12 protein-coding genes, 1 pseudogene and 1 riboswitch are annotated in these 15142 nt (G+C 56.4%); of the genes and pseudogenes, 10 read left to right on the top strand and 3 right to left on the bottom strand.

Features of this window, described 5'->3' with window-relative positions:
* Positions 1-6 precede the first annotated feature (6 nt).
* Positions 7-115: riboswitch (TPP riboswitch) on the top strand.
* The 10 genes and pseudogenes from thiM (at position 106) to WMO36_RS05760 (ending at position 11664) form a co-directional block, all read left to right on the top strand.
* The gene (thiM, locus tag WMO36_RS05805) at positions 106-975 is read left to right on the top strand and encodes a hydroxyethylthiazole kinase (protein ID WP_004220724.1); all 870 of its coding nucleotides are present in this window, start codon (positions 106-108) and stop codon (positions 973-975) included. Its footprint overlaps the riboswitch before it by 10 nt.
* Before the next feature lie 129 nt (positions 976-1104).
* A pseudogene (locus tag WMO36_RS05800) lies at positions 1105-1851 on the top strand (thiamine phosphate synthase); the annotation flags it as partial.
* 74 nt (positions 1852-1925) lie between these two features.
* Positions 1926-2768 carry a bifunctional hydroxymethylpyrimidine kinase/phosphomethylpyrimidine kinase gene (gene thiD, locus WMO36_RS05795; RefSeq protein WP_004220729.1) on the top strand — a complete coding sequence of 281 codons (843 nt, stop codon included), beginning with the start codon at positions 1926-1928 and terminating at the stop codon, positions 2766-2768.
* 67 nt (positions 2769-2835) lie between these two features.
* Complete coding sequence (locus WMO36_RS05790; protein ID WP_004220731.1) at positions 2836-3201, top strand: thiamine-binding protein; 366 nt, start codon at positions 2836-2838, stop codon at positions 3199-3201.
* Between the two features lie 100 nt (positions 3202-3301).
* Positions 3302-4345, top strand: coding sequence for a LacI family DNA-binding transcriptional regulator (locus WMO36_RS05785; RefSeq protein ID WP_349077128.1), 1044 nt, complete (start codon positions 3302-3304; stop codon positions 4343-4345).
* A gap of 287 nt (positions 4346-4632) precedes the next feature.
* Positions 4633-5958, top strand: coding sequence for an MFS transporter (locus WMO36_RS05780; RefSeq protein WP_022244713.1), 1326 nt, complete (start codon positions 4633-4635; stop codon positions 5956-5958).
* 146 nt (positions 5959-6104) lie between these two features.
* Positions 6105-7661, top strand: coding sequence for a glycoside hydrolase family 32 protein (locus WMO36_RS05775; RefSeq protein ID WP_065440046.1), 1557 nt, complete (start codon positions 6105-6107; stop codon positions 7659-7661).
* 309 nt (positions 7662-7970) lie between these two features.
* Entirely contained in the window at positions 7971-8810 is an 840-nt protein-coding gene (locus tag WMO36_RS05770) for an ABC transporter permease (RefSeq protein ID WP_226555711.1), read from the top strand.
* Between the two features lie 286 nt (positions 8811-9096).
* Complete coding sequence (locus WMO36_RS05765; RefSeq protein WP_051662182.1) at positions 9097-10197, top strand: ABC transporter substrate-binding protein; 1101 nt, start codon at positions 9097-9099, stop codon at positions 10195-10197.
* A 189-nt stretch (positions 10198-10386) separates the two neighbouring features.
* On the top strand, positions 10387-11664 hold the full coding sequence (locus WMO36_RS05760) for a nucleoside hydrolase (protein ID WP_065447168.1): 1278 nt from the start codon (positions 10387-10389) through the stop codon (positions 11662-11664).
* A gap of 61 nt (positions 11665-11725) precedes the next feature.
* Here the strand turns inward: WMO36_RS05760 and WMO36_RS05755 are convergent, their stop codons facing one another.
* The 3 genes from WMO36_RS05755 to WMO36_RS05745 form a co-directional block, all read right to left on the bottom strand.
* Positions 11726-12517: an isoprenyl transferase gene (locus WMO36_RS05755; protein ID WP_004220750.1), complete on the bottom strand. Its 792-nt coding sequence runs from the start codon at positions 12515-12517 to the stop codon at positions 11726-11728.
* A gap of 5 nt (positions 12518-12522) precedes the next feature.
* Complete coding sequence (recO, locus tag WMO36_RS05750; protein WP_349077124.1) at positions 12523-13251, bottom strand: DNA repair protein RecO; 729 nt, start codon at positions 13249-13251, stop codon at positions 12523-12525.
* A gap of 90 nt (positions 13252-13341) precedes the next feature.
* Entirely contained in the window at positions 13342-15054 is a 1713-nt protein-coding gene (locus WMO36_RS05745; protein WP_055063538.1) for an alpha/beta hydrolase family protein, read from the bottom strand.
* Positions 15055-15142 lie beyond the last annotated feature (88 nt).

Here is a 15142-nt window from a genome sequence, read left to right as displayed (position 1 = left end):
TATGTTATGTACATGCAGGGGGGCTTCCGGCGAAAGCGGAAGCTGAGATAGGCAAATGCCTGACCCTTTGAACCTGTTGGTTAGGACCAACGTAGGGAGCAGACAATGGGCGATGACTCATATGCAGCTGCATTGCGTGAACAGATTGCGCAGGCAGTAAACGACGTACGCGAAACCACACCTTTGGCACAGTCGTTCACCAATTTCGTAACGATGAATCTTGTGGCCAACGCGCAGCTGGCCGCCGGCGGCACCGCAGCCATGAGCTTCCTGCCTGACGACGTGATCGACACCGCGGAAATCGCCGGATCGAACTACATCAATGTGGGCACACTCCTGCCGTTCTTCAAGGACGCGCTACCGGAAATCGCCTACAAACTGCACAAGAACGGCAAGACGTGGGTACTTGATCCGGTCGCCGCGGGCATCGGCAAAACCCGTACCGCCATTCTCGAATCGTTCCGCACATACCCGCCGACCATTGTGCGCGGCAATGCGAGCGAAATCATCGCGCTCGATGCGATGTGGGGTCTGGCACAGCATGATTCCACCGTTCCCGGCACTCGCCCGGCAGGCGTGGAAGCCGTCGACGAAGTTGATTCCGCCGTTGACGCGGCCAAACGAGTGGCTCGTCATCTTGCGAAATACTCCCCTGTTGGAGCCGGCGCGGTGGCCGTTTCCGGAGCAGTCGATCTGGTGACTGACGGCGAGCGCGTGTTCCGTTTGCCCGGCGGCAGCGCGATGATGACGAAGATCACCGGCGCCGGCTGTTCGCTCGGCGGCGTTACCGCAACGTATCTGGCCGTGGCCGAACCGCTTGTCGCCGCGATTTCGGCATCATTGCTGTATAACAGGGCTTCCGAAATCGCCGAAGCGAAATCGTCCGGTCCCGGATCTTTCCAAGTGGCGCTGCTTGACGCGCTTTGGAACGTCACCGCCGAGGAAGTCGCCGCTTCCGAAATCATCATCGACTAGGCCTTGCCGAACCCTGCATGGTATTCGGCATATCATGCAGGGTTCGGCAATTGCGTATGTGGAAAATATGGACGATTGCCGGTTCACATTGTAGGTTTTCTGAATCACTTACCGAGAAGGGTTGATTATATGAACAATTATTCATATGCATCGATGCGCGATACATTCGATATGAGCGCCTACTTTGTGGTCGGCCCGCAGGATTGCAAGAGCCGTACTATTACCGGTGTGATTGAGGATGCGTTGCGCGGGGGTGCAACGTTCATCCAGCTGCGAGCCAAGAACACCGACGCGAAAGACATCACCAGCATGGCACGCGATATCGCGCAGGTTATCGAGAACAACGGCAAATCCGATTCCGTGGCGTTTGTGATCGACGATCGCGTGGATGTAGTTTGGCAGGCACGTCACAAGGGCATCAAAGTTGACGGCGTGCATATTGGGCAAACCGACTTGGAACCGCAGGAAGCCCGCGCGTTGCTTGGGGAAGATGCCATTGTGGGCTTGTCTGCCGAAACGGAAAGCCTGGTGAAGCTGATCAACGGGCTGCCTGCCGGCTGCATCGACTACATCGGGGCCGGCCCGTTGCACGTGTCCACCACCAAGCCGGAAGCTTCCGTTGGTGGCAACGATGGTTCCGGGCATACGCTCGACGAGGCGCAGATCAATGCGATCTGCGATGCGAGTGATTTTCCGGTTGTGGTCGGCGGTGGAGTGACCGCCGACGATATGGAGATGCTCGCACATTCGAAGGCGGCCGGCTGGTTTGTGGTGTCGGCCATTGCCGGCGCAAGCGATCCGGAAGAGGCGACCCGCAATATGGTTTCGCGATGGAAGGCAGTGCGCGGTGATGCAAAGCATGGGCACGTACTGCGCAAATAGCAATCACGGATCACGAATATTTCAGAACTTCGCATCATAAGCAAGCAAAAGCAAGTAAGGAGTCATTCATGACCAGCACTTTGGCACCGGTATTGAGCATCGCGGGATCGGATTCCTCCGGTGGTGCCGGCATTCAGGCGGATTTGAAAACCATGCTTGCCAATGGCGTGTTCGGTATGACCGCCATCGCGGCGCTGACCGCGCAGAACACCACAGGCGTGACCATGGTCACGAACACTCCTCCGGAAATGCTCGCCGCGCAAATCGACGCAGTATTTGAAGATATTCCGCCGGTCGCGGTGAAGATCGGCATGGTGTCGAGCGTGGAGCTCATCAACGTGATCGCCGACCGTCTGATTGCGCATGATGCCACGAATATTGTGCTTGATCCGGTGATGGTGGCAACATCCGGTGCGAAGCTTATCGAAGGCGACGCGATTGCGGCACTGACTTCCAAGCTGTTCCCGCTGGCCACCGTCATCACGCCGAATATGCCGGAGACCCAGGCGCTGTGCGAGCTGGCCGTCGAACAGGGTGCCGACGCGATCGACTACGAGAATGGCGAAAGCATCTCCAGTGAGAACGACATGGTGACGGCAGGCCATATGCTCGCCGGCCATTTCGGCTGCGCGGTGCTCGTCAAAGGCGGTCATGGCACGCAGGATGCCAGCGATGTGCTCGTTGAACCGAGCGGCAAAGTCACTTGGTTCCGCGCGCGTCGTATCAATAATCCGAACACGCATGGCACCGGATGCACGCTGTCTTCGGCGATCGCATCGCATCTGGCGCTTGGCGAGACATTGCCGGAAGCCGTCGATAGTGCAAAACTGTATCTGACGGGCGCCTTGGAGGCGCAGCTTGACCTCGGTCACGGATCCGGACCGATGGATCACGCTTGGAAATGGCGCTGACAGCCAAATCCGCACCAGCCAATCCAAGTCGTATCAGGCCGATAGGAACGCAACGAAAGGAACGAACATGACCCTTGATCGCAATGCGGAAAAGCAGGAAGTGCCGATCAACCCGGAAACCGGCAAACCGTATATCAACACGCTTGCCGCAGTCGCCATCTCCCCCGCCGGCGCAAGCCCTGAAAAGTCCACGTACGTGGCGCAGGCGGTCGACGTGATCCGTCAATCCGGATTGCCGAGTGAAACCAACGCCATGTTCACCAACATCGAAGGCGACATCGACGACGTGCTCAAGGTGATTCGCGACGCCACCATGAAGCTGGCTGGCCAGGGCTATCGCACCGACGTGGTGATCCGTCTCGACATTCGCCCGGGTTTCGAAGGTCAGATCCACGCCAAGCAGGCACTTGTGGACGAAATCCTGTCGGAATAAATCAGGCAATAAACTGTTAGATCGTCAGAAAAATCGAAAAGCGCGCTATTTATAAGGAATGGCGCGCTTTTCTTATTGATTTGGGTATAGTGTAGCGAATATGACTACGATGAAGGAAATTGCCGAAGCGGCAGGGGTGTCCATTTCCACTGTTTCCCTGGTGCTTAACGGCAGGGATGAAGGACGTGTGAAAGCCCCTTTGGCCGCGCTCGTACGCGAGAAGGCAGACGAACTCGGCTACACGGTCAATCCTCTGGCGCGCAGCCTACGCACTTGCCGCACGCGAATTCTCGGCTTCATCAGCGAGGAAGTTGCCACCACGCCGTACGCAGGCGGCATCATTCTGGGCGCGCAAGACGCGGCAAGCACCTACGGGTACATGATCATCACGGTCAGCACCGATGGCAGGGCGAGCGAAGAGAACGAAATCGCCACGCTGAAACGGTATGGCGTGGACGGTTTCTTCTATTCGAAGATGTCGAATCGCATTGCGAGCGTGCCAGCCTCGCTCGGCGATTATCCGGTGGTGATGGTGGATGCCACCGATGCCAACAACCAGATTCCCAGCATCGAGCCGGACGAATTCCAAATCGCCTATGATGCCACGAAACGGCTGATTCAGGCCGATTGCAAGCGTATCGCCTACATCGGATGCTCGGAAAACATGATTGCGCAGGATGGCCGTTTTTCCGGGTATCAGGCGGCATTGCAGGATTCCGGTTTCGCCTATGATCCTTCGCTGGTATGCAATGTGCTCAATAATGGTCCTGCGTTGCGTGCCGTCGACAAACTGTTTGACGAACGCAATCCCGACGGTTTCTTTTGTTTCAATGATGCGCGCGCATGGTATGTGTACGAATGTGCGGCACGCCGCGGACTGACCGTCGGCAAGGACGTTTCCATCGTCGGCGTCGACAACCACCGCGTGCTCGCCGAAACGCTGGAACCGCAGCTGACCACGGTGGAACTGCCCCACTATGAGATGGGTTATTGGGCCGCATGCAAGCTTATTTCGATGATCGAACGCAAGCCCGTCGACAGTTCGTCTTGGCCGAATACCACCGCTCCCATGCCGCCGTTGGATTCGCCGATTCCTGCGAAGATCCATTGCGCGCTGATAGAAAAGGGATCGGTTCGCAGCTAAGTTTCGCGATCTAAGACCACATGAAAGGCCTGTTGACGTGTCCGCTACGACACGCCGAGAGGCCTTCTTTTTTTATCCCCCATTTCGGCTTAATTCCAACACTTCCGAAAAGCGTTGGAATTACTTACGTCAATCGATTGACGTCAATCATTTGACGCGCTATTATTTAACCATGTTCATCCACTTGGCACGGCAGCTGGGTGAATGACGGCATAACACAACATCGGCACACAACCGAGGTGCCGCGCGGCAGCGGCACAAACAAAGAGAAACAGAGAAACAACAACATGGCAAGTACAACTCGATCTGCATGGAAGAATCCTTCCTACCTGCAGAGCTCCTTCGGCATCTTCATGTTCTTCTGCTCGTGGGGCATCTGGTGGTCCTTCTTCTCCCGCTGGCTTACCGACCCGGCCCACGGTCTGGGCATGACCTCCGCCGAGCAGGGCCAGATCTACTCCATCAACTCCCTGGCAACCCTGGTCATCATGTTCGCCTACGGCGCCATCCAGGACCAACTGGGCATCAAGCGTAAGCTCGTGATCTTCGTCTCCGCCATCGCAGCGCTCGTCGGCCCGTTCGTGCAGTTCGTGTATGCCCCGATGCTGACAGCCGGCGGCACCACCCGTTTCATCGGCGTGCTCATCGGCTCCATCGTGCTGTCCGCAGGTTTCATGGCCGGCTGCTCCCTGTTCGAGGCACTCACCGAACGCTACTCCCGCAAGTTCGGCTTCGAATACGGCCAGTCCCGAGCTTGGGGCTCATTCGGCTACGCCATCGTGGCGCTGTGTGCAGGCTTCCTGTTCAATATCAACCCGCTGCTGAACTTCTGGGTCGGCTCCATCTGCGGCCTCGGCATGCTGTGCATCTACGCTTTCTGGGTTCCGGCCGAGCAGAAGGAAGAGCTCAAGAAGGAAGCTGATCCGAACGCGGCTCCGACCAACCCGTCCTTCAAGGAAATGATTTCCGTTCTGAAGATGCCGACCCTGTGGGTGCTCATCGTTTTCATGCTGTTCACCAACACCTTCTATACCGTGTTCGATCAGCAGATGTTCCCGAACTACTACGCTTCCCTCTTCTCCACCACTGAAATCGGCAACGCCACCTACGGCACCCTGAACTCCTTCCAGGTGTTCCTCGAGTCCGCCATGATGGGTGTTGTTCCGATCATCATGAAGAAGATCGGCGTGCGCAACTCCCTGCTGCTCGGTGCAACCGTGATGTTCCTGCGCATCGGCCTGTGCGGCGTGTTCCACGATCCGGTCAGCGTCTCCATCGTCAAGCTGTTCCACTCCATCGAGGTTCCGCTGTTCTGCCTGCCGGCATTCCGCTACTTCACTCTGCACTTCGACACCAAGCTGTCGGCAACCCTGTACATGGTGGGCTTCCAGATCGCTTCCCAGATCGGCCAGGTGATCTTCTCCACCCCGATGGGCGCCCTGCATGACGCCATGGGCGATCGCCCGACCTTCTTCACCATCTCCGGCATCGTGCTGGCAGCCCTGATCTACGGCTTCTTCGTGATCAAGAAGGACGACCAGGAAGTCGGCGGTGATCCGTTCTACACCGACAAGCAGCTCAAGGCCCAGGCCGCTGCAGAAGCGAACGCCTGAACGCAATCGCAAGTCCGGCCAAGAACATAACTGAATCGTGCTGCTCGAAGCGTTTCCCCTTTTTCCGCTTCGGGCAGCATTCTTACAACTTTTACTCAAAACTCAATAAGCAGCAATTCAACAATCACAAGAAAGGCTATTCAACGATGACTGGCTTCACCCCGGACGCACCCGTCCTTCACGAAATCAAGAACCACAGCGAGGCTCTGGCACAGGCGGAGGCGGGCGTTGCAGCCATGGCCGCCGCGCGCAACAACCGTTGGTATCCGAAGTTCCACATCGCCTCCAACGGCGGCTGGATCAACGATCCGAACGGCCTGTGCTTCTACAAGGGCCGTTGGCACGTGTTCTACCAGCTGCACCCGTACGGCACCCAGTGGGGCCCGATGCACTGGGGTCACGTCTCCTCCAACGACATGCTCAACTGGAAGCGTGAGCCGATCATGTTCGCCCCGACTCTCGAAGAGGAAAAGGACGGCGTGTTCTCCGGTTCCGCAGTGATCGGCGATGACGGCGAGCTCAAGTTCTACTACACCGGCCACCGCTGGGCCAACGGCATCGACAACACCGGCGGCGACTGGCAGGTGCAGATGATCGCCGAACCAGACAACGACGAGCTGACCAGCGCCACCAAGCGCGGCATGATCATCGATTGCCCGCTCGATAAGGTCGACCACCACTACCGTGACCCGAAGGTATGGAAGACCGGAGACAAGTGGTACATGACCTTCGGTGTCTCCTCCGTAGAAAAGCGCGGCCAGATGTGGCTGTTCTCCTCCGATGACATGGTTCGTTGGACCTACGAGCGTGTGCTGTTCGAACACCCGGATCCGAACGTCTTCATGCTTGAATGCCCGGACTTCTTCCCGATCAAGGACGCCGAGGGCAATGAGAAGTGGGTCATCGGCTTCTCCGCCATGGGCGCAAAGGCCTCCGGTTTCATGAACCGCAACGTTTCCAACGCCGGCTACATGATCGGCACGTGGACCCCGGGCGAGGCGTTCCAGCCGGAAACCGAGTTTCGCCTGTGGGATTGCGGCCACAACTATTACGCTCCGCAGTCCTTCAACGATGGCGAGCGCCAGATCGTATACGGCTGGATGAGCCCGTTCGTTGAGCCGATTCCGATGCAGGATGACGGCTGGTGCGGCAACCTGACCCTTCCGCGTGAGATCACCCTGGGCGCCGACGGCGATCTGCACACCGCTCCGGTTGTCGAAATGGAGGGCTTGCGCGAAAACACCACCGATTTCGGTGCGATCTCGCTGGACGTCAATGGCGAGCAGACCATTGCCGACGATGCCGAAGCCGTTGAAATCGAAATGACCATCGATCTCAACGCCTCCACCGCGGAACGCGCCGGTCTGAAGATTCACGCGACTGAGGATGGCTCTTACACGTATGTGGCGTTCGACGATCAGATCGGCCGCGTGGTGATCGACCGTCAGGCCGCAGCTCAGGGCGATCGTGGCTACCGTACCGCGCCGCTTTCCGCCGAAGAACTGGCTTCCGGCGAGCTCAAGCTGCGCGTGTTTGTGGATCGCGGCTGCGTGGAAGTGTACGTAAACGACGGCCGTCAGGCCATGAGCTCCTTCAGCTACGCTTCCGAAGGCCCACGAGCCATCAAACTTGTTGCCGAATCCGGCACGCTTGAGGTCAAGTCCTTGAAGCTCCACACCATGAAGTCCATCGGACTGGAGTGAGGCTAATCCAAGGCAGTAGCAAGGGGTAAAGAGTAAGGCGGGTTTCGTGTCGAATGAGATACGAAACCCGCCTTTCGTTTTGGTTTGGAACGTGGTTTAGGGAGTGCTTTATACTGGCACCCCGGTAATGAACTTTTCTGACCGGAACGCGGGCAGGCTCCTCACCTTACTGATTTCTCGCCACCGGTCACGTGCGCGCCCACTATGGCGCAGAAAGCAAGGTGAACGATGGCGGTTTCGCACGTTCAACGCAGGGATTCGGCAACAGGATCCATACCCTCAAACACGAGTTCGCACATGGGTTCGGGCATGGCTGCGAACACGAATTCAAAAGCCGGCATTGTCGCAAAACTTCTCGAAGCTTTGTCCGCCTTTGCTCACGTTTGCAAACGCCGTATTCCCACGGTTATTGCAGTAGTGCTGTTGCTGGCGGTATGGGAGGCGTGGGTCCGCATCGGCAATGTGCCCAGCACCATGATCGCCGCGCCAAGCGAAATCGCACAGGCCACCGTCGAAACATGGTCGACGTTATGGCCTGCCACGCAAGTCACTTTGCTTGAAGGTACCGTCGGATTCCTGTTCGCCGTACTGTTCGGCATTCTCATCGGCATACTGCTGTACTGCTCATGCATTGCGAACGCCGCATTGTTCCCGTTGCTTTCAGCTGCGCAGACCATGCCGTTGATTTCCATCGCTCCCCTATTTTTGATCTGGTTTGGCTTTGAGATTTCCGGAAAAATCGTGATCGTAACGGTATTCGGCTTATTCCCGATTGCAGTGCAGACGATTCGTGGGCTTGAAGCGGTCCCCCAGTTTTATTCGGATGTTGCGCTGACTTGTGGCGCCACGAAAGCGTGGACACTGTGGCATGTGAAGCTGCGTGTGGCCGCTCGTCAGATTTATGGCGGCATCCGCGTTTCCGCCGCATACATTTTCGCCACCGCCGCCACCGCAGAATATTTGGGCGCGCGCAAAGGTCTTGGCATTTGGCTACAGGCCGCCTACAACTCGTTCCGCACACCGCTGATCTTCTCGGCGACGCTGGTCATCATCGCCATCACCGGCGTTCTGATGTGCCTGGTGAACCTCAGCGAACGCGTCCTGCTCGGCCCAGCTGATGCCGACGCCGATCCCGATGCAGACCAGTAAGTCAAACACGCCAAACATCATCGGCCTTCTGCAAACGCAGCATTCGCAGCATTCGCCACTCCGCATTGCATGTCGGTCACGCTGCCTACGTATAATAAAACCCGCTGTTAAGCCAATGCGTGGCAAACCGGCAATATTCCACGCCTTTCACTAGGCACCGTAAGGAATGTCGGGGGCATTGGACGAGCGGGGGCCTGAGGCCCTTCGTATCGTTTTCTGCCCGAACTCCGCTCGCAGCATATCCCTAGAAAACGATAGAGAATACAGATTCAAGGGAAATCGCTTTATGAGCATCTTCAGCAGGCATGACGCCACCGCACGTACTCACATCGCAAGCACAATAATCGCACTCTTCAGCGCAATCGCCATGTTGTTCAGCGTTACCGCATGCGGACAAAGCAACGATTCCGTAACAAGCACAGCATCTGGCAGCAGCGATCTGACCAAAGTGACCTTCATGCTGTCCTGGGCGCCCGACACCAATCATATCGGCGTATATGTGGCGAAAAACAAGGGTTATTTCAAAGAGGCAGGTCTTGACGTTGATATCGTGGCCGTGGCACAGGCCGGTGCCGAACAGGCCGTGAACAACGGCGTGGCCGACTTCGCATTGTCGAACCTCACCAACGTAAGCACGTACGCTGTTAAGGGCGCAACCATCAAGCAGGTGCTGCAGGTACAGCAGAAGCCAAGCGCCATCTGGTGTTCGCTCGCTTCCAACACTGAAATCAAATCCCCGAAGGATTTCGACGGCAAGACTTTCGCCACGTTCGGATCCAACGAATCCGATGCGGTGATCCGTCGCATGATTCAGTCGGACGGAGGTAAGGGCGAATTCGACAAGGTGACCGTCGGCACGTCCACGTTCCAAACGCTGTCCAGCAACAAGGCTGATTTCGGTGGTTTCTATGCCACTTGGGAGGGTGTGCAGGCCGACATGTACGGTCCGAAGCTCAACTGCTTTACCGAACCGGATTACGGCGTTCCCGGCAATGCCGACACCATTGGCGTGATCACCAGCGACAAGACGATTTCCAACAATCCCGAACTGGTGAAGAAGTTCGTACAAGCCACCAAGAAGGGCTACGAGTACGCATATTCGAATCCTGACGATGCAGCGAAGATCCTTGTGAAGGAAGCTCCCGACGCGAATCTCAAGCTTGATTTCGTCAAGAAAAGCATGAAAACCATTGTGGACGGTCAGTATTGGGGCGATCCCGCCAAGATCAAGGATGGTTCGTTCACGTTCGGTACGAACGACGTTGAAGGCGCCCAGCAGTATTTTGACTTCCTCGCTCAGGAAGACGCCTACACCGATTCGCATGACAAGGTGGTGCACGACGCTCCGCAAGCCAAGGATCTCGCCACCGACGAATTCCTGAAATAATCGGGTTTGAACGAGTAGGTTTGTAACCCGTTTAGGTGCGAATAATCGAAAATATTGGAATACGGCATCCTGCATTTTTATTTCATGCCCAACACTGCTTGCTCAGTTCGGGTTGAACATGGTTTGTGGGATGCCGCACCATTATGCGTTGCATTTGGCTTCATTGCACGAGTTTGATTAAATACAAATATGACACGACTGATTCTTGATGTGGACACCGGTATCGACGATGCACTGGCGTTGGCATACCTTGCGACGTTCGACACTGTTGACGTGCTTGGCGTGATCGGCACGTACGGCAATGTTTCCGTCGACACTGCGGTTCGCAATACTTCGTATGTGCTGGAACGGTTGGGGCTTCGGCACATTCCGGTGATACGTGGATCGTCGCATCCTTCATGGGCTCGGTGTTTCATTCCGGATGCAGGTTGTGCGCAGTTTCACGGCACGGACGGATTGGGAGGATTCGGCCCGGCTTGCGATAGTTCGTCTTCGGATACTGCTTTTTCAGATATTTTTTCGGATAATTCCGGTTCTGATACTGTTTTTTCTCGTGATTATCGTAGTCTGATTTCCGTTGGCGGATATGCGTTGGATGATGTTCATGCGAATCCTGCGGTTGATTCGTTTGAATTGTCGCTTACTACGGATTCGGCTTCTTTTATTCATGTTGATGATTCTTCCGCCGACTCGGTTTCCGAAGGCGTGCAGTTCATTATTGATCAGGTTCGCGCTTATGGTTTCGACGTCACTGTGGTTGCGACCGGTCCGCTGACCGATATTGATGCTGCGATCGCGGCCGCACCGGATATTGCCGGCAAACTCAAACTGGTGATGATGGGCGGCACGTTGACGCAGGAAGGCAACTGTTGGGATCTGACTGCGGAAACGAACATCATTCAGGATCCGGAAGCCGCAGATCGCGTGTTCCATTCCGGTGCCGACATCACCATGGTCGGCTTGGACGTAACGCATCAATGCCTGATGGGTTCCGATGCGACCCGTGCTTGGCGTGAAGCGGCGAATGCTGACACACTTACCAGCTCGACCGCATCCCAAGTCGCTGATTCACTTGATGGTTCAGCTGGTAGTTCAAATGCAGCTTCAGCTCGAACCTCGAGTGTGGCTGCAAGCCCATCTGCTTCCGATGTGCGCGTATTCCTCGCCGACATGGCTGATTTTTCCATTGCCGCAAACCTCAAGGCCGACGCGCGACTGTTTTCACAGGGCATGCCATTACATGATCCGCTGGCCGCCGCCGTTGCCGTGGACCCGTCGCTGGTGACCTGTATCGACCTACCAATGAAAGTCGAACTCGAAACCGGCGATTTCCACGGCACCCGAGGCCGAACCATCGGCGATCCCGCCGGACTGATCGACTCCAACGCACCCCGCATCCACGTAGCCTTCCAAGTCGACTCCTCCCGTTTCGTCCCCACCTTCACCACCCGAATCAGCACGTTGTAACAAACAAAACGGGGAGAACATTATGTTCTCCCCGCAGTTAACCTAATCAACTCAGCAAAAACTACTTTTTGACGCCGCCGAAACGACGGTCGCGGTGAATGTAGTGGTCGATCGAACGCCATAGCACGTCTCGACCGCAATCGGGGAACAGTTCCGGCACGAAATCAAGTTCGGCATATGCCGCTTCCCACGGCAGGAAGTTCGACGTGCGCTGTTCGCCGGAAGTACGAATCACCAAATCGCAATCAGGAATATCAGGATTGTACAGGTGTTCGGAAATCATTTTTTCCGTTACGCGATCGCCGGAGATCTTGCCGTCACGCACTTCCTTTGCGATTGCCGCGCAAGCATCCGCGATTTCGGCACGTCCGCCGTAATTCAGGCAGAACACCACGTCGATGGTCGTGTTGTTTTTGGTACGTTCCTGTGCTTTTTCCAATTCGTCGATAACGGATTTCCATAGTTTCGGACGTCGGCCGGACCAGCGCACGCGCACGCCCCACGCGTTCATCTGCTCCACACGACGGTGGATGATATCACGCGAGAAGCCCATCAGGAAGCGCACTTCCTGCGGGGAACGCTTCCAGTTCTCCGTGGAGAACGTATACAGCGACAGGTAACGCACACCGGCTTCGATGGCACCTGCGATGGTGTCGAACACCACCGGTTCGGCAGCCTGATGCCCGTCGGTGCGAATCAGCCCACGCTGCTGCGCCCAACGACCATTACCGTCCATGATCACGCCGATATGGCGCGGAACCTTGTTCTTCGGAAAATCAGGAATAATCGACGGGTCAGAAAATGGTGCCGCCGGAATGTCAAGGGACTTGTAATCCACGTTCTCAAAAGCCATACCCGCTAATCTAGCAAGCGCATGGAACGAATCGGACGTTCCAAATAGTATTCACCCCATTTTTCCACCATTTGTCGGGTTTCCGGAAGCAACGCCGTGCCGTCCAGCTCTCCCCAATCGCCGTCTACAAGCGCCTGCAACTGGCAGATCGCATTCCACGAAACGTCAAACGATTCACGAATATGATCGGTCAAACACATCAGGCCACCCGCGGAAATCGAAAAGAACCATGGACGATCAGCAGAAATCGGCTCCCCGCACACCACGCAGGCACGCAAACGCGGCGTCCAGCCAGCGATCGCAAGAGCACGCATCACGTAGGAATCGCCAATCGCAGCAGCCTCATGCGTATGCTTGGAAAGGGCATTCAACGCTCCCAACACCAGCCGATACTGTGCCACGGAACGCTCCTGCTCCGTCACCACCAGCTTGTCAGCGGTTTCGCAAATCACATTCGCTGCGGTATACGCCTTGAAATCGGTGCAGATGCCTCTCGCATACGCCGACACCGACTCGGCTTGGGAAATCACATCAAGCGAACGCCCTTCCGCAATAAGCAACGAGACGCGCATGAAAGGCTCCAAACGACCTCCGAAACGCGATTTGGTTCGACGCACACCTTTGGCGACGGCTCGGATTTTGCCATGGTCACGTGTCAGCAAAGTGACGATACGATCAGCTTCGCCAAGTTTGACGGTACGCAAGACCACGCCCTCGTCCTGATACAACGGCATTCACACACCTCCTTCGCCTCGACTCGTTTTCTTAACTGAACTATCTATACTTTCCGCACGTTCTCGCGCCAGCCGCACTCTCCCGCGATATCAGTAAATAAACAATCCCCAGAACGCGAACACCAACAGCACATACAGCATGGTGACCGCCGTGATCCAAAACATCACACGGCCGAACCTCGTCGACGCGAGCACCGGCTGGCGGCCACTCACAATCGCGCCTATAGCCCCCTTACGCGGTGGCCATTGTGCAAGACCACGATTCGTCGCCTCCTCGATAAGACGCACGAACACGCGGGACCACGCCCACACCACAACAACACACACCATTTGAATAACCGGCCAACTCCAATACATCATGCCCGGATCCTCGGCGGGAGCGCCACCCCACGCTAGCTTGACCACGCCCATAACCACTTCGCCCAATCCTGCACCAAACAGCACAAAAGTGGCCATGGTGGCAACGGCAAGCGTAATCAACGCATTTTTGAACACAGGTCTCAGCCCCAACACATATCGGCGTCGATGCGCATGCGCCCAAATCTTACGTACGAGCACAATCAGCCACAGCACGGCGATCACCAGCAGCAACAGCACCATGCTGGCATGCAGCACCACGAGATAAATGGTCAGCCCGCTGTTCGCCTGCAATTCCAACGGCACCGCAATCGACTGATACAAGTTGGTACCGGCCACACGCTCGCTGGTCTGCTGCAGTCCCCGCGTGATGCCGACAGCCCAACTGATCACATCATCCACGTAGGCGTCGGCGAACGGAGTGCCGCTGTTGGATTCGTCGCCGAGTCGGAGCACATGGTTGGCGATGGGGTATGTGCGCACGGTCACGTCCCAATTGCCCGCCTTATGCGCCATGTCGATGATTTTCTCCGTACCTTCCACCTGCGCGGTCATCACGTCTTTGGTGCCGTATGCCACAAGCGTGGGAATGGAATAGGCTTGGGGATTCAACGTGTCGAGGTCGAGATTGGTCAGGCCGAACAATTCCGCATCGATGTTGAACGCGCGGCGCACAATGGACTGGTATCCATCATGCGCTCCGACCAGCGCGAAATCCTGTGCGGCAAGGAATCCCAACGAATGTCGTGGCGAATACACCATTGGGCTCAGCAACACCTGGAATGCCACGTCGGGGTCTTGATCAAGCAGATATGAGGAAATCCAGGTGCTTTCGGAAGTCGCGTAAATGCCGACATTCGAAGCGTCAACGTTGTCGAGATCACGCAACATGGTGATGACCTGATCGTAAATGGCCGCGGAGCCCGGGTAATCACGGGTCGCATCGTTGGTGGACCATACCGGCTTGTCGGGCACGGCCGTCACGAAGCCTGCGGATGAGAGATCGGTGGCCATGTCTCCAAATGAGTTGTCACAGGTACCATATCCGGCACCATGCATGAACACCACGCCGGGCCGATTGTTTCCCGCGTCTTTCGGCTCTCGAATCAACACTTTGACCTGTTGTATTTCACCGGTTGACGGCTGTTTCGCCTCAATGGTGACATATCGTTGCGTCACTTCGTAATCGCCTCGTTTGGCAAGGGTTTTGCCGGAAGGATTATCGAAGGTCACTGCCGTGTCGGATGATAACGTTTCGATGGTTTGACCGGTTGGCTCGTACTTCCATGACGATGCCGTCAAATTGGATACCGACACCAGAATGCCCAGCAGGATGATGAAGATAGGCAGACTGACCATCAGCCGTCTGCCCCTCGTCCACTGACTGGATTGGCTCTCCGCGCTGGACATGACTGACTGACGTTCCTGATCTGACACGCCGTTCATTGTACCGACTCCAGCTGAAATGGCAATCGACAACCAGCAAAACCAGCGGGCGGCCGATCACAATCTGCAATCGACCGCCCGCGGTCAG

Origin of the sequence: Bifidobacterium hominis (assembly GCF_040095915.1) — a bacterium.
Classification (GTDB): Bacteria; Actinomycetota; Actinomycetes; order Actinomycetales; family Bifidobacteriaceae; genus Bifidobacterium; species Bifidobacterium hominis.
Note: the sequence above shows the minus strand (reverse complement) of the source record. Positions and strands in the feature narration are given on the sequence as shown.

Coding starts and splice junctions, on each gene's coding strand:
- thiM (WP_004220724.1), top strand. CDS start 106: ATGGGCGATGACTCATATGCAGCTGCATTGCGTGAACAGATTGCGCAG.
- thiD (WP_004220729.1), top strand. CDS start 1,926: ATGACCAGCACTTTGGCACCGGTATTGAGCATCGCGGGATCGGATTCC.
- WMO36_RS05790 (WP_004220731.1), top strand. CDS start 2,836: ATGACCCTTGATCGCAATGCGGAAAAGCAGGAAGTGCCGATCAACCCG.
- WMO36_RS05785 (WP_349077128.1), top strand. CDS start 3,302: ATGACTACGATGAAGGAAATTGCCGAAGCGGCAGGGGTGTCCATTTCC.
- WMO36_RS05780 (WP_022244713.1), top strand. CDS start 4,633: ATGGCAAGTACAACTCGATCTGCATGGAAGAATCCTTCCTACCTGCAG.
- WMO36_RS05775 (WP_065440046.1), top strand. CDS start 6,105: ATGACTGGCTTCACCCCGGACGCACCCGTCCTTCACGAAATCAAGAAC.
- WMO36_RS05770 (WP_226555711.1), top strand. CDS start 7,971: ATGGCTGCGAACACGAATTCAAAAGCCGGCATTGTCGCAAAACTTCTC.
- WMO36_RS05765 (WP_051662182.1), top strand. CDS start 9,097: ATGAGCATCTTCAGCAGGCATGACGCCACCGCACGTACTCACATCGCA.
- WMO36_RS05760 (WP_065447168.1), top strand. CDS start 10,387: ATGACACGACTGATTCTTGATGTGGACACCGGTATCGACGATGCACTG.
- WMO36_RS05755 (WP_004220750.1), bottom strand. CDS start 12,517: ATGGCTTTTGAGAACGTGGATTACAAGTCCCTTGACATTCCGGCGGCA.
- recO (WP_349077124.1), bottom strand. CDS start 13,251: ATGCCGTTGTATCAGGACGAGGGCGTGGTCTTGCGTACCGTCAAACTT.
- WMO36_RS05745 (WP_055063538.1), bottom strand. CDS start 15,054: ATGAACGGCGTGTCAGATCAGGAACGTCAGTCAGTCATGTCCAGCGCG.